A 22,552-nucleotide genomic window follows, 5' to 3' on the forward strand; every position below is an offset into this window, starting at 1 on the left:
CAAGGGTTCACGCAATATCAAGGGGCTGAGCGTGTGGAGCCGCCCCGGTGCCCGGCGGGGCCTCGGGGCGGCGGTGGAGTCGAGGGGACCTGCTCAGGCGGCCGCGAGGGGACCTTGCTCAGGCGGTCGTGTTCAGGGCGAGGAGTACGGCCGTGTCGGGGCGCGGGAGGCCGACGGTGAGCTTCCCCTCCACCGCGTCCCATGCCACCGTGGCGTCGGCCGTCGTGGGCTGGAGCACCTGCGGACGCAGCGCGACGCCCCGCAGCTGGGGAAGCGGGAGCGTACGGCTCTGCGGGGCGCCGGGCCGCTCCCGTCGCCACACCGCCAGGTGCGTCGCGTCGCGTCCCCGCAGACCGTGCGCGATCCAGGCGTCCTCCCAGCCCGGCAGGCCCAGTGGCCAGAAGGGGCGGGCGTGCGCGATCTCCGGCCGGATGTCCTTGTACACGCGGATCGCCGACCGCACGAGGGCGAACTGCTCGTCGTTCATGCGGTCGAGGAAGCCGGAGAGGTGGATGCGGCCCAGCATGGCGCCGGTGAGGGTGAAGGCGATCCGGTCGGCGGTGTGGTCGGGCTGGGGGTAGGCCCACACCGCGGCCTGTTCGGGGGCCACGGCGGTGGCGGCGGCCGCCGCGATGGGCGGGTAGCGCAGAGGGTCCTGCTGGTCGCTGGTGGACTGGAGCTGGGCGACGGAGAGTTGGGCGTAGTCCATGCGCAGACCGCCGGAGCCGCAGTTCTCCAGGACCAGGCCGGGGTGCCGGTCGAGGAGGCCGGACATCCAGTCGAGGTGGGCGCGGTGGTGGCCGAGCAGGCCGGCGCCGGGGCTCTCCGGGCCGTTCTCCGTGCCGGGTCCGCTGTTGATGTTGTAGTCGAGCTTGAGGTATCCGACGCCCCACTCCCCGACCAGCCGGTCCACCACCGCGTCGAGGTGGGCCCGGGCGGCGGGGTGACGAAGGTCCAGGTGGTGGCGTCCGTGTTCCGTCAGGCGCACGCCGCCGCGCCGGAAGAACGCCTCGGGCGGCAGGGTGCGGGCCAACGGGCTGCGCACGCCCACGACTTCGGGCTCCAGCCAGAGCCCCGGGACCATGCCGTGGTCCCGGACGGCGTCCAGGACCTCCTGGATGCCGCCGGGGAATCGCCCCTGCGCGGGCTCCCATGCGCCGACCGCGTCCCACCAGCCCTGGGCGTCGTCGTCGTACCACCCGGCGTCGATGACGAAGATCTCGGCACCCGCTCGCGCGGCCGCCGCGACCAGCGGCAGGAGCTTGTCGGTGGTCGGGTCGCCCATGAGGGTGTTCATGTAGTCGTTGTAGATCACCGGCAGGGCGCGGTGGTCCGGGTGGTCGCGGCGGATCAGCCTGCGGTGGTCGGTGAGTTCACCGAAGGCGGTGTCGAGGCCGCCCGTCCCACCGCGGACGAGGACCGCGGGGACGGTGGTGAACTCCTCGCCGGGCGCGAGGGTGTGCCACCACTGGTGGTGGGCGTCGTCGGGGCCGAACAAGGCGACATAGGCGGCGCCTTCGCGTTCGCCGGTCTCGAAGCGCCAGCCCGCGCTGGACTCGATCTGCCACAGCCAGGACCGCCCGGAACGGTCGGTGAGCGCCCCCATCGGCAGGTGGCGGCCGGTGGACCAACTCCCTTGCGAGCAGCGCTCGAAGCAGCCGCGTCCCTCGTGCCCGTGGGCGGACCGGCTCAGCGGGGCGATGTGCTCCCGGAAGGGGGCCTCGTGCCAACGGCATTCGGCGAGCCAGTCGTTGTCCGCCCAGTGCAGGGTCAGTCCGTCGAGGCCGCCGTCCGCGTCGGTGACACCGCCGAGGGTCAGGGTGCTCACGCTCTCCAGTCGCAGCGGCGCGGCGCCCTCGTTGACCAGGCGCACCCGTGAGCGCAGGGAACCGGCGCCCACGACCGTCTCCAGGACCACCTCGGCGACCAGGCCCGTCCGCGGATCCGCCAGCCGGATCGTCGTACGCGCACGGTTTCCGTGCTGGACCGTCTCGTGGTCGCGGTAGGCCAGTCGGTCGCCGATCGCCGTCTCGATGAAGCGCTCCCCCGACCACAGGCGTCCGTGGCCGGTGGCGGTGACCTCGACGAGCGGCACCAGGGCGGCCCAGTCCTGGCCGGGCGCGCCCAGCCGGACCGATCCCATGGCCCCCAGGACGGCGTGCAGACCGAGCTCCGGATGCGACCAGAGACGTGATCCTTCGAGCGTGCCGACGGTTGCGGTCAACGCGGTTTCCCCTTCCGGGACGGTGGGTGTGCCGGAAGGGCACGAAGTGACCGCTCACGATCCTCACACGCGCGTGACCGGTCGTACAAGCGCACCTGTTCCCTGTCACCGTCCCGGGAGCGGGCCCTTGACCGGGGGCGGCCACAGCCGGGACCATGTTGCGTATCAGTCGCACTGTTGCGTAATGCGCAGCCTTCGGGAGGACTCAGTGTCTCTTCGACCTCACCCCGACCGCGAGTTCGTCCTCACCTTGTCCTGCCCGGACCGCTCCGGCCTCGTCCACGCCGTCACCGGCTTCCTGGTCCGGCACTCCGGGAACATCCAGGAGAGCCAGCAGTTCGACGACCGGCTCCAGGACCGCTTCTTCATGCGCGTCCACTTCGACGTCTCCGACCCGGGCACCACCCTGGAGGATCTGCGCTCCGGCTTCGCGCCGGTCGCCGAGGCGTACCGGATCACCTGGCAACTGCGGAACGCCGCCACCCCGACCCGAACCCTGATCATGGTGTCGAAGTTCGGCCACTGCCTGAACGACCTGCTCTTCCGGCAGCGCACCGGCGCGCTCGGCATCGAGGTGCCGGCGATCGTCTCCAACCACCCGGACTTCGCCCCGCTCGCCGAGAGCTACGGCATCCCCTTCCACCACATCCCGGTGACCCGGGAGACGAAGGCGGACGCGGAGGCGCGGCTGCTCGACCTGGTCGACCGGCTGGACATCGACCTCGTGGTCCTCGCCCGCTACATGCAGATCCTCTCCAACGACCTGTGCAAGCAACTCGAGGGCCGGGCGATCAACATCCACCACTCGTTCCTGCCGAGCTTCAAGGGCGCGCGGCCCTACGTCCAGGCGCACGAGCGGGGCGTGAAGCTCGTCGGGGCCACGGCCCACTACGTCACCCCGGACCTCGACGAGGGGCCCATCATCGAGCAGGACGTCATCCGCGTGAACCACGCCCAGAGCGCCGAGAGTCTGGTCACCCTGGGGCGGGACGTCGAGGCGCAGGTCCTCGCCCGGGCCGTGGAGTGGCACAGCCAGAGCCGCGTCATGATCAACGGCCATCGCACGGTGGTCTTCCGCTGACCAGCGACGACCTGTTCGCATAGGGTTCCGCCATGAGCAGCTACGGCACCGAGTCCGGGGGCACGTCCGGCGGCGGGGTGCAGTCCGTCGACCGGGCCGTCACCGTGCTGGAGATCCTCGCCCAGCGCGGCGAGGCAGGCGTCAGTGAAGTGGCCGAGGCGATCGACGTCCACAAGTCCACCGCGTTCCGTCTGCTCGGCGCGCTGGAGGCGCACGGCATGGTCGAGCAGGAGGGCGAGCGCGGGAAGTACCGCCTCGGCTTCGGCATCGTGCGGCTGGCCGGCGCGGTCACCGGGCGCATCGACGTCACCAAGCACGGCCGCGGGATCTGCGAGCGCCTCGCCGACAAGCTGGGCGAGACGATGAACATCGCGGTCCTGGAGTCCCATCACGTGATCAACCTCGACCAGGTGCGCGGCCGGTCCGCCATCACCGCGCAGAACTGGGTCGGCCGGCTGACGCCGATGCACTGCACGTCGAGCGGCAAGGTCCTGCTCGCCCATCTCACCGACGAGCGCCGGGACGAGCTCGTCGCCGCGGCCGGGCTCGAGCGGATGACGGCCCGCACACTGACCTCCCGACGGGAACTGGAGGCGGAACTGGTCCGGGTGCGCGAGCAGGGCTACGCCATGACGGTGGAGGAGTACGAGGAGGGCCTCAACGCCATGGCGGCGCCGGTGCGTTCCGGCGAGGGCAGGGTCGTCGCCGCCCTCACCGCCTCGGGTCCCGCCTTCCGTCTCACCGAGGAGCGGATGCACGAGCTGGCGCCGGTGCTGGTGGAGAGCGCCGACGAACTCAGCCGCCGACTCGGCCACTTGGGCTGAGGCCTGGGGTAGGGAGGCCCCTGTCAGCCCCGCAGCCGGGCCATCGCCGCCAGACCTCCGCCAGGCCGCGCTGACCCCTCGCAGCCGGGACATCGCCGGATCGAACAACGGCTCCTCGGCCACGACCGCCTCCACCCACCGACCGAAGCAACCGATACGCAGCACCCGCCCGACCTACCCGCGCTGAGCCCGAACTCCCGCCGGCCCCCGCTCACCCCCGCAGCCGGAACATCGCCGGACCCCACGGGTCGTAGCAGCCGATGTGCAACACCCGCCCGGCCCACGTGGGGAGAGCCCGGACCCTCACCAGGACACGCTCACCTACGCGGGCTGAGCCCGGACTCCCGCCAGCCCGCGCTCACCCCCGCAGCCGGGACATCGCCGGATCGAACAACGGCTCCTCGGTCACGACCGCCTCCACGCGCTGGTCGAAGTAGCCGATGTGCAGCGCCCGCCCGGGCTCCGCGAGCTCCGCCGGCAGCCAGGCGTAGGCGATGCCCTTGCCGATCGTGTAGCCGAAGGCCGCGCTGGTGACGTAACCGACCGCGCGCTGCCCGTCGTACACCGGCTCCTTGCCCATGACGACGGACCGCGGGTCCTCGATCGTCAGGCAGGTGAGCCTGCGCCGTACGTCGGCCGCGCGCCGCTCCAGTGCCGCCTTGCCGACGAAGTCCTCCTTGTCGGCCCTGACGGCGAAGCCGACGCCGGCCTCGTAGGGGTCGTGCTCGTAGGTCATGTCGGTGCCGAAGGAGCGGTACCCCTTCTCCAGGCGGAGGCTGTTGAAGGCGCCCCGGCCGGCCGCGATGCCGCCCAGCGGCTGCGCCGCCCGCCACAGGGTGTCCCACAGCTTCTGGCCCAGGTCGGCCGTGGTGTACAGCTCCCAGCCGAGCTCGCCCACGTAGGAGAGGCGCATGGCCGTCACCGGGACGGATCCGATGTGGGCGCGCTTGGCGCGGAAGTATTTGAGGCCCGTCGCCGAGAAGTCCTCGTCGGTGAGGGGCTGGAGGACATCGCGGGCGAGCGGTCCCCACAGGCCGATGCAGCAGGTGCCGGGGGTGATGTCACGGACCTGGACCGTGCCGTCGGCGGGGAGGTGGCGGGTGAACCAGTCGAGGTCGAGGTTGCCGTTGGCGCCGACCTGGAACACATCCCGATCCAGCCTCGCGACGGTGATGTCGCTGCGGATGCCGCCGTCGTGGTCCAGGAGCAGCGTGTACGTCACCGAACCGACGGACTTGGCGACCTTCCCGGTGCACAGCCGCTCCAGGAAGTCGGCCGCTCCCCGTCCGCTCACCTCCAGGCGCTTGAGGGCCGTCATGTCGTACATCGCGACGGTCTCGCGCGTGACCTGGGCCTCGGCGCCGACGATCGGCGACCAGTACCGGGCGGCCCAGTCGTTCGGGGTGACGATCGAACGGCCTTCCACCAGGCCCGCGTTGGCCTCGTACCAGTGCGGGCGCTCCCAGCCGTTCGCCTCCAGGAAGAAGGCGCCGAGCTCCTGCTGGCGGGTGTGGAAGGGGCTGGTGCGGATCGGGCGCGGGTCACCGGACGGCTGGAGCGGGTGGAGGATGTCGTAGACCTCGACGAAATTCTGGCAGTCGCGGGCCAGGACGTACTCCGGGGCGAGCTGGTGCGCCTCGAAGCGGTTGACGTCGCACTCGTGGAGGTCGAAGGAGGAGCAGTGGCCGTCGACCAGCCACTCGGCGACGGCCCTGCCGACACCGGCGGAGTGGGTGACCCAGACCGCCTCGGCGACCCAGAAGCCCTTGACGTCCGGGGACTCGCCGAGGAGGGGCAGGCCGTCGGTGGTGAAGGAGAACAGGCCGTTGATCCCCTCCTCGACCTTGGCGTCCCTCGTCGCGGGGAGCAGTGACTGCGTCTCGGTCCAGGCGTCCGCGAAGTCGTCCTCGGTGAACTTCAGGACGGACGGCATCTGGTCGGCCTCGTCGACCGAGAGGATCTCGTCGGCGGTGATGGGCATGGGGCGGTGGCCGTAGGAGCCGATGCCGAGGGTGTCGTAGCGGTCGCGGTAGTAGAGGTCGGCGTCCTGGTGGCGCAGGATCGGGCGCACCGCCTCCTCGGTCTGGCCCGCGAGCGCCGGAACCGGGCCGGTCCAGGCGAGCTGGTGGCCCAGCGGGGTGAGCGGGAGGTTCATGCCGACCATGCGGGCGATCTTCGGGCCCCAGATGCCGGCGCAGCACACGACGATGTCCGCTTCCAGGTCGCCCTGGTCGGTGCGCACGCCCGTCACCTCGCCGTCGGACCGGAGGACGTCCAGGACCTCGTGGCGGGCCAGGAAGGTCACTCCGCGTTCGGTGGCGCGGCGGATCTGCGCCTCGACGGCGAGGACCGCCTTGGCGAGGCCGTCGGTGGGGATGTGCAGGCCGGCGAGGACCCGGTCGCGGTTGACCAGGGGGTGCTTCTCGACGCACTCGTCGGCGGTGAGGATCCGCGACTCGACGCCCCAGGAGGTGAGCCAGCCGTGCCTGCGGTGGAGCTCGGTGACGCGCTCCGGGGTGGTCGCCACCTCCAGGCCGCCGACCTGGAGGAAGCAGGGCTGTCCGTCGACGTCGAGGGAGCAGAACTTCTCGACGGTGTATCGGGCCAGCTCGGTCATGGTCTTGGAGGGGTTGGCCTGGAAGACCAGGCCCGGGGCGTGCGAGGACGACCCCCCGGTGGCCGGGAGCGGGCCCTGGTCGACCACGGTCACCTCGGTCCAGCCGCGCGCGGAGATCTCGTCGGCGAGTGCCGCGCCGACGACGCCCGCTCCGATGATGACCACTCGGGGTCCCGCCATCGCCGCACCTCCGCTGAAGTTGCTTTGTACGCAACACGATTCAGGCTGCGCAACTCAATGTGCCCGCCGTGCGGGTGGGTGTCAAGAGCCCCCGTGACGTCGGGGAAAGGGCCGGAGAACAGGCCGGAGAACAGGCCGGGAAACGGCAACGCCCGGTGGGCGACGCGCACCGCGCGCGCCGCCCACCGGGCCTCCCTGACAGGACTGCTCGATTGAGGCGTCCAGGACTACTTGATCCAGGCGTCGACCTTGGCGCGGTTGGCGTCGACCCACTTCTTGGCCGCCGCCTCCGGCGTCATCTTGTCCACCGCGATGTACTTGGCCACGGTGTTCTGGTCGTCGTTGGTCCAGTTGAACTTCTTCACCAGGTCGTAGGCGGGGCTGCCCGACTTGGCGAACTTCGCGCTGACGATCTTGTCGAGGTCGTAGACGGGGTAGTCGCAGGCGACCTTGGCCGGATCGGCGTCACAGCCCGACTTGTAGGCGGGCAGCTCGACCTTGACCAGCGGCACCTCGGACAGGAACCACTGCGGCTCGTAGAAGTAGCCGATCACCCACTGCTTGTTCTTCTCGGCGTTGCGGTACGCCTGGATCAGCGCGGTCTCGCTGCCCGCGTACACCACCTTGAAGTCCAGCTTCAGGTTCTTCACCAGCGCCTCGTCGTTGGTGACGTACGACGGGTCGCCGTCCAGGAGCTGGCCCTTGCCGCCGGACTCCGAGGTCTTGAACTTGGCGGCGTACTTGTTGAGGTTCTTCCAGTTGGTGATGTCCGGGTGGGCCTTGGCCAGCCACGGCGGCACGTACCAGCCGATGATGCCCTTGTTGCCGGTCGAACCGGCCTCCACGGCCGTCTTCTGCTGGGTGATGTACTTCTTCTTCAGGTCGTCGTGGCCCCAGTTCTCCAGGACGGTGTCGACCTCGCCCGTCCCGAAGCCCTGCCAGGCGATCTCCTCCTTGAGGTCCTTCTTGGTCACCTTGCACTTCAGGTCGTGCTCGGCGACGTACGCGACGACCGCGGCGTCGGCCTCGTAGCCCACCCACGGGTTGACCGCGAGGTTGAAGGTGCCGCACTTGCCGGAGCTGCCCGAACCGCCGGCCTCCGAGGAGTCACCGACCTTCGCGCCGCCGCAGGCCGTGAGGGTGAGGCCGAGGACGGCCAGGCCGGCCGCGCCGGCTCGCCAGTGTCTTGCCATCGTGGAGTGCTCCTTATTCATGCGCTGGTGCGGCGAGCCGCTGCCTGAGTGATCCGGTCGAACATGACGCCCAGCAGGACGATGGCGAGTCCGGCCGCCAGGCCCTTGCCGTAGAGCTGTCCCTGGGAGAAGCCGGCCACCACGTCGTAGCCGAGGGCGCCCGCGCCCACCAGGCCGCCGACGACGACCATCGACAGCACGTAGATCAGGCCCTGGTTGGTGGCGAGCGTCAGGGCGCCGCGGGCCATCGGCAACTGGACCTTGGTGATGATCTGCCAGGTGTTGCACCCGGCGGAGGTGGCCGCCTCGACGGTGGTCGCGGGCACGGTCCGCACCCCGTCGGCGATGATCTTGATGGCCACGGGCGCCGCGTAGACGATCGCGGCGACGATGGCGGTGAAACGGGTCGCGCCGAACAGGGCGAGGAACGGCACGAGGTACACGAACGGCGGCATGACCTGGGCCGCGTCGAGGGTGGGCCGCACCAGCCGGTCCACCAGCGCGCTGCGCCCCATCCACACCCCGAAGACCATGCCGAGCAGCATGACCAGGACGGTCGCCACGACGGTCGAGGCGAGCGTGGTCATGCTGTCCGACCACAGCCCGGTGGCGACCAGGAGCCCCACGCACACGGTGGTGGTGATCCCCGCGCGCCAGCCGCCCAGCACCACCGCGATCCCGATCAGGGCCGCGCCGACGAGCCACCACGGGGAGTCGGTCAGCAGGCTCTGGAACGGGTTGAGCAGGCCGTTGGTGATCACGTCACGGAAACCGTTGGTCAGGCCCGACAGGTTGTCCTGCGCCCAGGTGGTCACGTCGTCCGCGGCCTTGGCGATGGTGCTGCCGGTGCCGCCGTCACCGGGGAACTCGGCCGCCCACACATAGGTGTGCGACAGGTACACGAGTACGGCCGCCACCACTCCCCCGGCGGCGAGCAGGTGCCGCCGCCACTTGAGCAGCGGGTTGCCGGAGCGCCGGGCGGCCTCCGCGCGTCCGCTCGCCGCGGTGGTGACCCGGTCCAGGACGATCGCCATGACGACGATGGCGAGGCCCGCGTTGAAGGCCGTGCCGACGTCAAGGGACTGGAGGGCCTGGACGACGGTCTTGCCGAGTCCGGGGGCGTCGATCAGGGCCGCGATGGTGACCATCGCCAGGGCGGCCATGATGGTCTGGTTGACGCCCATCACCACGGTCCGCTTGGACATCGGCAGCAGCACCTTGAGCAGTGACTGCCGGCGGGTGGCGCCCAGGGAGTCGGCGGCCTCGACCGTCGTCGCGGGCACGGAACGGATGGCGTGCGCGGTGATGCGGATGGCCGGGGGTGCCGCGTAGATGACGGTGGCGATGGTGGCGGAGGCCCCGCCGATGAGGAAGATCAGGGTCAGCGGTGCCAGGTAGACGAAGGTCGGCATCGTCTGCATGAAGTCGAGGAACGGGGTGACGATCCGGTTGACCCGCTCCGACAGGCCGGCCCACACGCCCAGCGGAAGGGCGAACAGCAGCGCCACCAGGACCGCGGAGAGGGTCAGGGCCAGGGTGTCCATGCTCTCCTGCCACAGCCCCTGGAGCCCGAGGAAGGTGAAGCCGGCGACGGCCAGCAGCGCGACCCGCCAGTTGGCCACGGCCCAGGAGACGTAGCCGGCGAGGCCGACGACACCGAGCCAGCCGATCTGCGGGAGCGGGCGGTCGCCGGACGGCTGGGAGATCAGGTCCTGCACGAAGGTCACCAGGTTGTCGATGACCAGCCGGATCTCGTTGAAGAAGTACAGGAACAGCGGGTTGGAGTTGCGGTTGGCGCCGATGGAGTCGTTGACGTCGTTGAGCCAGCGGTGCAGATCGGTGAGGTCGGCCGCGGCCAGCGACAGGGTCTGCTTTCCGCGCAGTACGGCGAACAGGACGAGCCAGACCAGCAGGATCGCGCCGACCACCATGGACCGGCTGACCCGGCGTACGGGGGCGGCGGGCGGGGGTGGGGCGGCTTGTCGCGCCTCCCCCGATGTCTCGGGTTTCTCCATGGCGAGGGTCATCAGGCGTCGCCTTCCTGTCCGGCGACCACCGCGAGGATCTCCTCGTCGCCGACGATGCCGAGCAGTTCGCCGTTCTCGACGACCTTGACGGGCTTCTCGGCCGCGAGCACCGCCCGGGTGGCCTCCTTCACCACGACGTCCGGTCCCAACTCGGGTCCGTCCAGGGGATCTTCCGGTGTTGCCGGGCGCATGATCCAGCGCAGGGTCAGCACATCGCCGCGCGGCACGTCCTTGACGAAGTCGCGTACGTAGTCGTCGGCGGGGGCGCCGACCAGTTCGTCACCGGTGCCGCACTGGACCGTCTTTCCGTCCCGCATGATGAGGATGCGGTCGCCGAGCTTGAGCGCCTCGGAGAGGTCGTGGGTGATGAACACCATCGTCTTGCCGACCTCGTGGTGCAGCCGGATGACCTCGTTCTGCATGTCACGGCGGATCAACGGGTCGAGCGCCGAGAACGGCTCGTCGAAGAGGAGGACGTCCGGATCGCCCGCCAACGCCCGTGCCAGGCCCACGCGTTGCTGCATGCCGCCGGAGAGCTGGTCGGGGTAGGAGTTCTCGTAGCCGGACAGGCCCACGAGTTCGACGACCTCCAGCGCCCGCCTGGTGCGCTCGGCCCGGCCCATGCCGCGGATCTCCAGGCCGAACGCCACGTTGTCGACGACGCGGCGGTGGGGCAGCAGACCGAAGTGCTGGAAGACCATGGAGAACTTGCTGCGCCGCAGTTCGCGCAGCCGCTTCTCGTCGGCGTCGCGGATGTCCTCACCCTCGAAGACGATCTCACCGGCGGTGGGCTCGATCAGCCGGGTCAGGCAGCGCACCAGGGTGGACTTGCCGGAGCCGGACAGCCCCATGACGACGAAGACCTCGCCGGGCGCGACCTCGAAGCTCACGTCCCGCACGGCGGCGGTACAGCCGGTGCGGTCCATGAGTTCGCGGCGGGTGAGCCCGCGCAGCTCCTCGGAGTCCGGTACCTGGTCCGCCTTCGGCCCGAACACCTTCCACAGCCCGCGCACGGATATGACGGGTGTGGGGACCGCGTCCTCGGGGGTGCCGCGGCGCGGCGGCACCTCGGTCTGGGTTGGGGTCATGGTCGACCTCTTCTCGGCGTTCAGCCGCGGAACCAGTGCTGCGGCCGGGGTTGGATGTTCTGCCAGATGTGCTTGGGCTCGCGGTACTCGTCGAGGCCGGTCGGTCCCAGTTCCCGGCCCACACCGGAGTGCCCGAAGCCACCCCACTCGGCCTGCGGCACATAGGGGTGGTAGTCGTTGATCCACACCGTGCCGTGCCGCAGTCGGCGGGCGACCCGCTGGGCTTTCCCGGCGTCCTGCGTCCAGACGGCGCCGGCGAGTCCGTACTCGGTGTCGTTGGCGATGCGTACGGCGTCGTCCTCACCGGTGAAGCGCTCGACGGTGAGCACCGGCCCGAAGGACTCCTCGTGCACCACCCGCATGTCCTGGCGGCACCCGTCGAGCACGGTGGGCGGGTAGTAGTGGCCGCCGGCGAGGGCCGGGTCGGTGGGGCGCGCGCCCCCGCAGCGCAATACGGCACCCTCCTCCAGGCCGGCCGCGACATACGCCTCGACCTTCTCCAGGTGCCGCGCCGAGATCAGCGCCCCGGTCTCGGCCTCGGGGTCGAAGGGCCCGCCGAGGCGGATCCGCCGGGCGCGGCGGACCACCTCGTCGACGAACCGGTCGTGCAGGGAGTCCTCGACGACGAGCCGGGCACCGGCCGAGCAGACCTGCCCGGAGTGCAGGAAGACGGCCGTGAGCGCGAAGTCCACGGCCGTCTCGAAGTCGGCGTCGGCGAAGACGACGTTGGGGTTCTTGCCGCCGAGTTCCAGCGCGACCTTCTTCACGGTCGCGGCGGCCGTCGCCATGATCCGTCTGCCGGTCTCCACGCCCCCGGTGAAGGAGACCATGTCGACACGGGGGTCCTCGGCGAGCGGCGCACCCGCCTCGGGCCCGGCGCCGAGGACGAGGTTGGCCACGCCGGCGGGGAGTCCGGCCTCCGCCAGCGCCCGCATCAGCAGGATCGAGGTGGAGGGGGTGAGCTCGCTGGGCTTGAGGACGATCGTGTTCCCGGCGAGGAGGGCCGGGGCGACCTTCCAACTCGCTTGCAACAGTGGGTAGTTCCAGGGTGTGATCAGTCCGCACACACCGATCGGCTCGTAGACCACGCGGCTGACGGCGTCGTCCCGTCCGGTGTCGATCACACGGCCGGCGTCGGTGCCGCCGAGCCCGCCGTAGTAGCGGAGACAGGAGACGACGTCGGCGATGTCGTACTCGCTCTCCACCAGCCGCTTGCCGGTGTCCAGCGACTCGGCGCGGGCGAACTCCTTGGCGTCGCGCTCGATCAGGTCGGCGGTGCGCAGCAGCAGGGCGCCCCGCTCCCGCTCGGCAGTGCGCGGCCAGGGCCCTTCGTCGAAGGCCCGGCGGGCGGCGGCGACGGCCGCCTCGGTGTCCGGGCGGGTCGCCTCGGACACGGTGGCGGAGAGGGTGCCGTCGGCGGGACAGCGGATCTCCCGGCGTCCCCCGGCCACCGGCTCCCGCCATTCACCGTCCACGTACAGGTCTGCCACGTCGGGAGCCCTTCGAGCGATTTCGTTGCGCATGACGCATCGCATTGCTTGTGGTGGAACACTCTGGAGAACGCGGCAACCCACGTCAAGGGGTTGGGGGATGACGGTTTGGGCACGCGGACGCCGTGTGCGCGGCGGGAACCCGGCCGGTTTCCGGTACAAGCGGCCCCGCGATAAATCCGCGTTACCCGGCCTGCGTACGAGCGTCCCGGTGCCGGTAGTACACGGCCTCGGAGGGCGCGAGCGGCTCCTTGCCGAGGATGAGGTCGGCCGCCTTCTCCGCGATCATCATCACCGGCGCGTAGATGTTGCCGTTGGTGACGTAGGGCATCACCGAGGCGTCGACGACACGCAGCCCCTCGACCCCGTGCACACGCATGCTGGCCGGGTCGACGACGGCCATCTCGTCGGTGCCCATCTTGCAGGTGCAGGAGGGGTGCAGGGCGGTCTCGCCGTCCTTGGCGACCCAGGCGAGGATCTCCTCGTCGGTCTCGACGGACGGGCCGGGCGAGATCTCCCCGCCGTTGAAGGGGGCCAGCGCGGGCTGGTTGAGCAGCTTGCGGGCCACCCGGATCGCTTCGACCCACTCGCGGCGGTCCTGTTCGGTGGACAGGTAGTTGAAGCGCAGGGCGGGGTGCTCCTCCGGGTCCCTGCTCCTGATCTTCACCGAGCCGAGGGCGTCGGAGTACATGGGCCCCACATGCACCTGGTAGCCGTGTCCGCCGGCGGGCACCGAGCCGTCGTAGCGGACCGCGATGGGCAGGAAGTGGAACATCAGGTTGGGGTAGTCCACGTCCTCGTTGCTGCGGCAGAACCCGCCGGCCTCGAAGTGGTTGGTGGCGGCCGGGCCCTTCCTGAACAGCCATTGCAGGCCGATGAAGGGGGCGCGCCATTTCGCGAGGTACGGCTGCATGGAGACGGGCTGCTTGCAGGCGTACTGGATGTAGACCTCCAGGTGGTCCTGCATGTTCTCGCCGACGCCCGGCAGGTCGTGGACGACGTCGATGCCGAGGGCGCGCAGCTCGTCGGCGTTGCCGACGCCGGAGAGCTGGAGCAGTTGCGGGGAGTTGATGGCGCCGCCGCAGAGGATGACCTCCTTGGCACGGACCTGCTGGACGGCTCCGCGGCCGCGCCGGTACTCGACGCCGACGGCCCGCTTGCCCTCGAACAGGACGCGGGTGACGAGGGCGCGGGTCCTGACGGTGAGGTTGGGGCGTCTGCGGGCGGGCTTCAGATACGCCTTCGAGGCCGACAGCCGCCGCCCGCGGTGGACGTTGCGGTCGAACTTGGCGAAGCCTTCCTGCCGGTAGCCGTTGACGTCGTCGGTCGGCGTGTACCCGGCTTCCTCGGTGGCCTTGAGGAAGGCGTCGAAGAGCGGGTTGGTGGCCGGGCCGCGCTCCAGGACGAGCGGGCCGTCGTGGCCGCGGAACTCGTCGTCGGGGTCGGCCGCGAGGCAGTTCTCCATGCGCTTGAAGTACGGCAGACAGTGCGCGTAGTCCCAGGTCTCCATGCCGGGATCGGCGGCCCAGCGCTCGTAGTCCATGGGGTTGCCGCGCTGGAAGATCATGCCGTTGATGCTGCTGGAGCCGCCCAGCACCTTGCCGCGGGCGTGGTAGACGCGCCGGCCCCCCATGTGCGGCTCGGGTTCGGACTCGTACTTCCAGTCGTAGAAGCGGCTGCCGATGGGGTAGGTCAGCGCCGCGGGCATGTGGATGAAGACGTCCCACGGGTAGTCGGGCCGGCCGGCCTCCAGGACCAGCACCCGGTTGCCCGGGTCGGCGGAGAGCCGGTTGGCCAGTGCGCTGCCGGCCGATCCACCACCGACGATGACGAAGTCGTACTGCTGAGGAGCCATGGTGCCTCGTCTCGCTCGCGCCGTCGATACGCGCGGCATGCTAGTACGGGTATCGCGATACGCACCAGGTTGCGAAGCGCGCAACTTCCACGACACATGCACGGGGTCCGCGAAACAGAGTCACGCCCTTGTTGTTTACCCCCCGTATAGTTGCGTTGTGAGCAACTACAACCCGGATAACGAAACGACAGGGTCGTCGAGCGGTGGGGTGCAGTCCGTCGACCGGGCCATTCACGTGATGGAGATCCTGGCCCAGCGCGGCGAGGCCGGCGTCAGCGAGGTGGCCGCCGAGATCGACGTTCACAAGTCCACGGCGTTCCGGCTGCTCGGCGCCCTGGAAGCGCGCGGCCTGGTGGAACAGGCGGGCGAGCGCGGCAAGTACCGGCTCGGTTTCGGCATCGTGCGCCTGGCCGGCGCGGTCACCGGACGCATCGACATCACCCAGCAGAGCCGCCCGGTCTGCGAGGACCTGGCCGAGGAGCTCGGCGAGACCGTGAACCTCGCGGTCATGCAGGAGCGCTACGCGGTGAACCTCTACCAGGTGCGCGGCCCGGGCGCCGTCACGGCCCAGAACTGGGTCGGCCAGCTCACCCCGCTGCACGCCACGTCGAGCGGCAAGATCCTGCTGGCCCACCTGCCCGCCAAGGAGCGCTCCGCGCTGCTGACCGAGACCGGCCTGAAGAAGGTCACCCCGCGCACCATCACCGCCAAGACCAAGCTGGAGAAGAACCTCGCCGAGGCCCGGGAGCGGGGTTACGCCTGGGCGCTGGAGGAGCTGGAGCTCGGCCTGCACGCCATGGCCGCGCCGGTCCGCGACCGGGACGGGGAGGTCATCGCGGCGCTCAGTGCCTCGGGGCCCGCGTACCGGCTCTCCGAGGAGCGCCTGCACGAGCTGGCCCCGGTCCTGGTGAAGGGCGCCGAGGAGATCAGCCACCGCATGGGCTACCTGGGCTGAGCCCCCGGTCCGGGCCGGGCCCCCAGCCGTCCCTGGACCCAGTCGTGGAACTCGCCGATGTGGTGCTCGCTGGGCACCAGCACACCGCCCTTGGCGTACAGCCGTGAGCTCATCCCGGGCTGCGTGCGCTCGCACGCGTCGAAGTCCTGCCGGTTGACCCGGTCGAAGAGCTCCACCGAGCGGCTGACGTCCTTCCCGCCCCGGACGACGTGCGGCAGGTACAGCCAGTCGCACTCCACGATCGTGCGGTCCGCGGCGACCGGGTACATCCGGTGGAAGATCACGTGGTCGGGCACCAGGTTGACGAACACCTGCGGCCGCACGGTGATCGCGTAGTACCGGCGGTCCTGGTCCTCGGAGACCCCCGGGATACGGTCCAGCCCCTCCGAGCCGTCGACGGTGAACCCCCGGACGTCCTCGCCGAACTCCGCGCCGTGCCCCACGTAGTACTGCGCCGCGTATCCGTCCGCGAACTCCGGCAGCACCTCCGTGAGTTCGGGATGGATCGTCGCGCAGTGGTAGCACTCCATGAAGTTCTCGACGATCAGCTTCCAGTTGGCCTTGACGTCGTAGACGATCCGCCGGCCGACCTCCAGCCCCGCGATGTCGTAGCGCTCGATCGACTCGGTGTCGCCGAGTCGCGTGACCACGTCCTGGACGACGTCGTCGAAGGGGGGCGGGTCCTCGGCGAGGCACACCCACACGTAGCCGAGCCACTCGTGCACCGCCACGCTCGCCAGGCCGTACTCGGTGCGGCCCACGTCCGGCATCTTCGTCAGGTTCGGCGCCGCCACCAGCTTGCCCGTCAGGTCGTAGGTCCAGGCGTGGTACGGGCACTGGAACGCCCGCTTCACCTCCCCCGACTCCTCCGTGCACAGCCTGGCGCCCCGGTGCCGGCAGACGTTGAAGTAGGCGCGCACCGAACCGTCCCGCGCGCGGGTGATCAGGATGCTCTCCCGGCCCACCTCCACGGTCCTGAACGAGCCCGGCCTGGGCAGGTCGGAGGCGCGGACGGCGCAGAACCACATCGCTTCGAAGATGCGTTCCTGCTCCTGGGCGAAGATCGCGGGATCCGTGTAGGAGATGCCGGGAAGGGTGGCGATCAGGCTGTCCGGCAGGCTGGTCGAGGTCACAGTGCACTCCTCGGGGACGTCGTGGGCCGGTGATGCACGCACGCCGGGGCGAGCGGACGGCGTTCTGTGCGGAGCGACAGCGGCGGCGCTGTCGGACCGTGTGGGCAGGCGGCTGGCGAGTGCTGTCAGGCCGCGGCGGCGAGCTGCTTGCGCCAGCGCGTGAACAGCCGCGGCTGGTTCATCCCGAGCACGGCGACCGGGTGCCCGGAGCGCCGGTAGACGGCCAGGACGTTGCGCTCGTCCCGGGCGCCCTCCTCGATGGTCACGCTGTCGGCTGCGGCCGCGTGACCGGCGAACTGGATCTTCACGCCGTACTGGTCCGACCAGAAGTACGGCGGCCTCGGCGGGCTCGGTTCCACCGCGCCGCCCGCAAGCAGCGCGGTCACGGCCGCGTCGGGCCGCTCCCGGGCGCCGGTCCAGTGCTCGACGCGGCGGTGCAGGCCCACGCGCGGGTCGTACCAGGAGGCGCAGTCACCGACCGCGACCACACCGGGCAGGCCGGTGCGGCCGTCGGCGCCGCAGGTGACGCCGTCGTCGAGTACGAGCCCGGAGCCCGCGAGCCACTCCACGCACGGGCGCGCGCCGACCCCCACGACCACGATGTCGGCCGGGAGGCTGCGGCCGTCCTCCAGCAGGACGGCGTCGACCCGGCTCCCACCGCGCAGCCCCTTGACACCCACCCCGCACAACAGCCGTACGCCGTGGTCGGCGTGGAGGGCGGAGACGATCCCGCCCATGGTCTCGCCCAGCGGTCCGGCCAGCGGGGTCGGGGCCGCCTCCACGACGGTCACGTCGAGCCCGAGGGCGTACGCGGTGGAGGCGACCTCGGCGCCGATGAAGCCGCCGCCGATCACCACCAGCCGTCCCCCGAGGGCGAGTTCGTCGCGCAGGGCGCGGGCGTCGTCCAGGGTGCGCAGGGTGTGCACCCCGGCCAGGGCGTCGGTGCCGGGAAGGGTGCGGGCGGCGGCGCCGGTCGCGATGACGACGCCGTCCGCCCGTACCTCGCTGCCGTCGGCCAGCCGTACGGCGCGCCCCGGGCCGTCGAGGCCGACGGCGCGGACGCCGAGCAGCCACTCGGCCCGCAGGTCCTCGTCGCCCGGCTCCAGCGCGAGATCGGTCTCGGCCAGGGAGCCGGCCAGGAACTCCTTGGACAGCGGGGGCCTGTCGTACGGGCGGTGGAGTTCGTCGCCGATGACGACGAGCCGCCCGTCGTAGCCCTGCTTGCGCAGGGCGCGGGCCGCCGACAGGCCGGCGAGCGAGGCGCCGACCACGGCGACCGTCCTCACGCGGGTCCGCCGGCGAGCCGGGCCGTGACGCAGGGCGGCAGGTTGGGGGCGTCCAGGGAGAGCCGGACGTAGATCATGCCGTCCTCGACGTGGACCTCGTGGGTGCGGACCGGGCGCTTGGCCGGCGGGGCGTCCACGATGCCCGTGCGCAGGTCGAACTTCGAGGCGTGCAGCGGGCATTCGACCTCGCAGCCCTCCAGCCAGCCGTCGGCGAGCGAGGCGTCCTGATGGGTGCAGGTGTCGTCGATGGCGAAGACCTCGCCGTCGTCGGTGTGGAACACCGAGACCGGCGGATCGATGTCGAGCCGGTAGGCCTCGCCTCGGGGAAGATCCACGAGACGGCACGCGGGAATCATCATGACACCTCGGTGCGTATAGCGAAACGGATTGCGTTGAACGCAACGTCAGTTTGAGGGCGCCCGCAAACCCTTGTCAAGGCGTCCAGAGACCGGAGCCGCACGGAAATCACCGTTGCTCTTTGCGCAACGTCATGCGACATAGGCAACTCAGTGTGCCCTCTCACAGGACCACCACGGAGCGCAGCACCTCGCCGCGGCGCATCTTCTCGAACGCCTTCTCCACGTCCCCGAGGCCGATGGTCTCGGAGACGAACGCGTCCAGGTCGAAGCGCCCGTCCAGGTAGAGGTCGACGAGTGCCGGGAAGTCCCGGGAGGGCAGACAGTCGCCGTACCAGCTGGACTTCAGGGCGCCACCGCGCCCGAACACGTCGAGCAGCGGCAGCTCAAGTGTCATCTCCGGGGTGGGCACGCCCACCAGGACGACGGTGCCGGCGAGGTCGCGGGCGTAGAAGGCCTGCCGGTACGTCTCGGGGCGGCCGACGGCTTCCACGACCACGTCGGCGCCGAAGCCGCCGGTCAGTTCGCGCACGGCCGCGACGACGTCGGTGGCCGAGCCGTCGACGGTGTGGGTGGCCCCCATCCCCCGGGCCCGTTCCAGCTTGCGCGGGTCGACGTCGACGGCGATGACCTTGGTCGCGCCGGCCAGCCGCGCCCCGGCGACGGCGGCCATGCCGACCCCGCCGCAGCCGATGACGGCGACGGAGTCCCCGCGGCCGACGGCGCCGGTGTTCACGGCCGCGCCGAAGCCCGCCATGACACCGCAGCCGAGCAGTCCCGCGGCGGTCGCCGGGGCCGCCGGGTCCACCTTGGTGCACTGCCCTGCGGCGACCAGGGTTTTCTCCGCGAAGGCCCCGATGCCGAGGGCGGGCGCGAGCGGGGTGCCGTCGAGCAGGGTCATGGGCTGGGTCGCGTTGTGGGTGTCGAAGCAGTACCAGGGCCTGCCCTTGGCGCAGGCCCGGCACTTGCCGCACACCGCACGCCAGTTGAGGACGACGAAGTCGCCCGGCTCCACGCCGGTGACCCCCTCCCCGACGGCTTCGACGCGCCCGGCCGCCTCGTGGCCCAGCAGGAAGGGGAAGTCGTCGTTGATGCCGCCCTCCCGGTAGTGGAGGTCGGTGTGGCAGACCCCGCAGGCCTCGACCTTCACCAGGGCCTCGCCGGGACCGGGGTCGGGGACCACGATCGTCTCGACGGAGACGGGGGCGCCCTTCGCGCGGGCTACGACAGCACGAACCTCATGAGCCATGGGTCACTCCTCCGACTGCACTCTCGGTTGCCTCATTCGCGACACGTATCGCTATGCGCAACTGAGCATCGAGGAGGGTGGGCCAAGGGTCAAGAGGTCGGTTCCGGCCGGGCGGCAGGCGGGGGCACGGGTCGCTTCCGGTCTCCCCGTCCCCGGCCGGATCCCGCCGTCACTCCCCCACGTACGCCGCCAGATGCTCCGCCGTGAGCGTGCCCCCCGTGGCCACGAGCTCCGCCGGCGTCCCCTCGAACACGATCCGTCCGCCGTCGTGGCCCGCGCCCGGACCGAGGTCGATGATCCAGTCGGCGTGGGCCATGACCGCCTGGTGGTGCTCGACGACGATGACGGACTTGCCGGAGTCGACGAGCCGGTCGAGCAGGCCGAGGAGCTGCTCGACATCGGCGAGGTGGAGCCCGGTGGTCGGCTCGTCGAGGATGTAGATCCCGCCCTTCTCCCCCATGTGGGTCGCCAGCTTCAGCCGCTGCCGCTCACCGCCGGACAGCGTGGTGAGCGGCTGGCCGAGGGTGAGGTAGCCGAGCCCGACGTCCGAGAGCCGTTCCAGGATCTTGTGCGCGGCCGGCGTGCGTGCCTCCCCGGTGTTGAAGAACTCCTCCGCCTCCGTCACCGGCATCGCGAGCACCTCGCTGATGTCCCGCCCGCCGAGGTGGTACTCCAGCACGGAGGCCTGGAACCGCTTCCCCTCGCACTCCTCGCAGGTCGTGGCGACCCCGGCCATCATCGCCAGGTCCATGTAGACGACCCCGGCGCCGTTGCAGGTGGGACAGGCCCCCTCGGAGTTGGCGCTGAACAGGGCCGGCTTCACGCCGTTGGCCTTCGCGAACGCCTTGCGGATCGGCTCCAGCAGTCCGGTGTACGTCGCCGGGTTGCTGCGCCGCGAGCCGCGGATGGCGCCCTGGTCGACGGAGACGACCCCCTCCGTGGCCGGGATCGACCCGTGCACCAGCGAGCTCTTGCCGGACCCGGCGACCCCGGTGATCACGGTCAGCACCCCGAGCGGGATGTCGACGTCGACGTCCTGGAGGTTGTGCGTGCTCGCGCCGCGGATCTCCAGGGCGCCGGTCGCCTTGCGGACCGTGTCCTTGAGTCCGGCCCGGTCGTCGAAGTGGCGGCCGGTGACGGTGCCGCTGGCCCGCAGCCCCTCCACGGTCCCTTCGAAACAGACCGAGCCGCCCGCCGTGCCGGCACCCGGGCCGAGGTCGACGACATGGTCCGCGATCACGATCGTCTCCGGCTTGTGCTCCACGACGAGCACCGTGTTGCCCTTGTCCCGCAGGCGCAGCAGCAGGTTGTTCATGCGCTGGATGTCATGGGGGTGCAGCCCGATGGTCGGCTCGTCGAAGACGTAGGTGACATCGGTGAGCGAGGAGCCGAGGTGCCGGATCATCCTGGTGCGCTGCGCCTCGCCGCCGGACAGCGTGCCCGAGGGGCGGTCGAGGGAGAGGTAGCCGAGCCCGATCTCCACGAACGAGTCGAGGGTCTCCCCCAGCGCGGTCAGCAGCGGTCCGACCGACGGCTCGTCCAGCGCCCGCACCCACTCGGCGAGATCGCTGATCTGCATCGCGCAGGCGTCGGCGATGCTGATCCCCTTGATCTTCGAGGACCGGGCGCCCTCGTTGAGTCGGGTCCCGTCGCACTCGGGGCAGACCATGAAGGTGATCGCCCGGTCCACGAACTCGCGGATGTGCGGCTGCATCGACTCGCGGTCCTTGGCGAGCATCGACTTCTGGATGCGCGGGACGAGACCCTCGTAGGTCATGTTGATGCCCGCGATCTTCATCCGGGTCGGCTCGCGGTACAGGAAGTCCTGGAGCTCACGCTTGGTGAACCTCCGGATCGGCTTGTCCGCGTCGAAGAAGCCGGACTCGCTGTAGAGGCGGTAGTTCCAGCCACCGGCCTTGTAGCCGGGGATGGTCATGGCGCCCTCGTTCAACGACTTGGAGTCGTCGTAGAGCTGGGTGAGGTCGATGTCGTTGACCGTGCCGCGGCCCTCGCAGCGCGGGCACATGCCGCCGACGATGTTGAAGCTGCGGCGCTCCTTCACGGTCTGTCCGCCGCGTTCCAGGGTGACCGCGCCCGCCCCGCTGATCGAGGCGACGTTGAAGGAGAACGCCTTGGCGGAGCCGATGTGCGGGGTGCCGAGCCTGCTGAAGAGGATCCGCAGCATCGCGTTGGTGTCGGTGACGGTGCCGACGGTGGAGCGCGGGTCGCCGCCGAGGCGCTGCTGGTCGACGGTGATGGCGGTGGTCAGACCGTCGAGGACGTCGACCTCGGGCCGGGCCAGGGTCGGCATGAAGCCCTGCACGAAGGCGCTGTAGGTCTCGTTGATCAGCCGCTGCGACTCGGCGGCGATGGTGTCGAACACCAGCGAGCTCTTGCCGGAGCCGGAGACTCCGGTGAACACCGTGAGCCGGCGCTTCGGGATCTCGATGCTGACGTCCTTGAGGTTGTTCTCGCGCGCCCCGTGCACGCGGATCAGGTCATGGGTGTCAGCGGCGTGCGGCGCGTCGGTCCGCGGGGCCTTGCTCATGGTGACTGGTCCTCCCGTTTCGACAACTTCGAACACTATGTCGACGCGCGTGTCTCAGCGCAGCTCCTGGACGCGGATCATGTGGCCCGCGGGGTCCAGGAAGGCGCAGTCCCGCAGGCCGTACGGCTGCTCGATCGGCTCCTGGATCACCTCGGCGCGGGCCTGGAGCCGCTCGAAGACGGAGTCGAGGTCGGGGGCGGCGAGCAGGAGCCCGGGGTCGTCTCCCGCCGGGCGCAGCACGACCGACATACCGGCCCGGCCGAGGGGCCCGACCGTGATCCGGCGTGTCCAGCCGCGGCCCACGTCACCGCGCACCTCGAAGCCCAGCACGTCCCGGTAGAAGGCCAGGGCGGCCTCCGGGTCGTCGTACGGGAGGAGGCTCGCCCGAATCCGGATGTCCATGTCCGTCACGCTAGCCACGCACCCCGGCCGGCGCTTCTCGAATC

Annotated in this window: 16 protein-coding genes; 3 read left to right on the top strand and 13 right to left on the bottom strand. The window is 70.7% G+C overall.

The window, feature by feature from the left end:
• Window positions 1-118 precede the first annotated feature (118 nt).
• Window positions 119-2,224: an alpha-galactosidase gene (locus ABZ098_RS32630; protein WP_356597320.1), complete on the bottom strand. Its 2,106-nt coding sequence runs from the start codon at window positions 2,222-2,224 to the stop codon at window positions 119-121.
• A 208-nt stretch (window positions 2,225-2,432) separates the two neighbouring features.
• Here ABZ098_RS32630 and purU point away from each other — a divergent pair, with 208 nt between their 5' ends.
• Window positions 2,433-3,305, top strand: a complete 873-nt coding sequence (purU, locus tag ABZ098_RS32635; protein WP_356597322.1) for a formyltetrahydrofolate deformylase — start codon at window positions 2,433-2,435, stop codon at window positions 3,303-3,305.
• A 32-nt stretch (window positions 3,306-3,337) separates the two neighbouring features.
• On the top strand, window positions 3,338-4,129 hold the full coding sequence (locus ABZ098_RS32640; RefSeq protein ID WP_356597324.1) for an IclR family transcriptional regulator: 792 nt from the start codon (window positions 3,338-3,340) through the stop codon (window positions 4,127-4,129).
• Window positions 4,130-4,487: 358 nt separating this feature from the next.
• Here the strand turns inward: ABZ098_RS32640 and ABZ098_RS32645 are convergent, their stop codons facing one another.
• From ABZ098_RS32645 to betA, 6 genes are all read right to left on the bottom strand, one after another.
• Complete coding sequence (locus tag ABZ098_RS32645; protein ID WP_356597326.1) at window positions 4,488-6,926, bottom strand: FAD-dependent oxidoreductase; 2,439 nt, start codon at window positions 6,924-6,926, stop codon at window positions 4,488-4,490.
• A 227-nt stretch (window positions 6,927-7,153) separates the two neighbouring features.
• Entirely contained in the window at window positions 7,154-8,119 is a 966-nt protein-coding gene (locus tag ABZ098_RS32650; RefSeq protein WP_356597328.1) for an ABC transporter substrate-binding protein, read from the bottom strand.
• A 17-nt stretch (window positions 8,120-8,136) separates the two neighbouring features.
• Window positions 8,137-10,146: an ABC transporter permease subunit gene (locus ABZ098_RS32655; protein WP_356597330.1), complete on the bottom strand. Its 2,010-nt coding sequence runs from the start codon at window positions 10,144-10,146 to the stop codon at window positions 8,137-8,139.
• Window positions 10,146-11,234, bottom strand: a complete 1,089-nt coding sequence (locus ABZ098_RS32660) for a glycine betaine/L-proline ABC transporter ATP-binding protein (RefSeq protein ID WP_356597332.1) — start codon at window positions 11,232-11,234, stop codon at window positions 10,146-10,148. The genes ABZ098_RS32655 and ABZ098_RS32660 overlap by 1 nt, the downstream gene beginning before the upstream one ends.
• A 20-nt stretch (window positions 11,235-11,254) precedes the next feature.
• On the bottom strand, window positions 11,255-12,724 hold the full coding sequence (locus tag ABZ098_RS32665; protein ID WP_356597334.1) for an aldehyde dehydrogenase family protein: 1,470 nt from the start codon (window positions 12,722-12,724) through the stop codon (window positions 11,255-11,257).
• A gap of 184 nt (window positions 12,725-12,908) precedes the next feature.
• Window positions 12,909-14,579 carry a choline dehydrogenase gene (gene betA, locus ABZ098_RS32670; protein ID WP_356597336.1) on the bottom strand — a complete coding sequence of 557 codons (1,671 nt, stop codon included), beginning with the start codon at window positions 14,577-14,579 and terminating at the stop codon, window positions 12,909-12,911.
• A gap of 208 nt (window positions 14,580-14,787) precedes the next feature.
• On the opposite strand from betA, the gene ABZ098_RS32675 reads away from it, so the two are divergent.
• Window positions 14,788-15,534, top strand: a complete 747-nt coding sequence (locus ABZ098_RS32675; protein WP_356597517.1) for an IclR family transcriptional regulator — start codon at window positions 14,788-14,790, stop codon at window positions 15,532-15,534.
• On the opposite strand, the gene ABZ098_RS32680 is transcribed toward ABZ098_RS32675, so the two are convergent.
• The 6 genes from ABZ098_RS32680 to ABZ098_RS32705 all read right to left on the bottom strand — a co-directional run bounded on the left by ABZ098_RS32680 (window position 15,522) and on the right by ABZ098_RS32705 (window position 22,508).
• Window positions 15,522-16,667: an aromatic ring-hydroxylating dioxygenase subunit alpha gene (locus ABZ098_RS32680; RefSeq protein ID WP_356597338.1), complete on the bottom strand. Its 1,146-nt coding sequence runs from the start codon at window positions 16,665-16,667 to the stop codon at window positions 15,522-15,524. The genes ABZ098_RS32675 and ABZ098_RS32680 overlap by 13 nt on opposite strands.
• A gap of 125 nt (window positions 16,668-16,792) precedes the next feature.
• Window positions 16,793-17,953 carry an FAD-dependent oxidoreductase gene (locus ABZ098_RS32685; protein ID WP_356597340.1) on the bottom strand — a complete coding sequence of 387 codons (1,161 nt, stop codon included), beginning with the start codon at window positions 17,951-17,953 and terminating at the stop codon, window positions 16,793-16,795.
• Complete coding sequence (locus tag ABZ098_RS32690) at window positions 17,950-18,312, bottom strand: bifunctional 3-phenylpropionate/cinnamic acid dioxygenase ferredoxin subunit (protein ID WP_356597342.1); 363 nt, start codon at window positions 18,310-18,312, stop codon at window positions 17,950-17,952. The genes ABZ098_RS32685 and ABZ098_RS32690 overlap by 4 nt, the downstream gene beginning before the upstream one ends.
• Window positions 18,313-18,472: 160 nt before the next feature.
• The gene (locus tag ABZ098_RS32695; RefSeq protein ID WP_356597344.1) at window positions 18,473-19,558 is read right to left on the bottom strand and encodes an S-(hydroxymethyl)mycothiol dehydrogenase; all 1,086 of its coding nucleotides are present in this window, start codon (window positions 19,556-19,558) and stop codon (window positions 18,473-18,475) included.
• 169 nt (window positions 19,559-19,727) lie between these two features.
• A complete protein-coding gene (locus ABZ098_RS32700) occupies window positions 19,728-22,106 on the bottom strand; it encodes an excinuclease ABC subunit UvrA (protein ID WP_356597346.1) in 2,379 nt (792 codons plus the stop codon).
• A gap of 54 nt (window positions 22,107-22,160) precedes the next feature.
• Entirely contained in the window at window positions 22,161-22,508 is a 348-nt protein-coding gene (locus ABZ098_RS32705; RefSeq protein ID WP_356597348.1) for a VOC family protein, read from the bottom strand.
• Between the last annotated feature and the right edge of the window lie 44 nt (window positions 22,509-22,552).

This window comes from Streptomyces sp. NPDC006335 (assembly GCF_040612795.1).
Classification (GTDB): domain Bacteria; phylum Actinomycetota; class Actinomycetes; order Streptomycetales; family Streptomycetaceae; genus Streptomyces.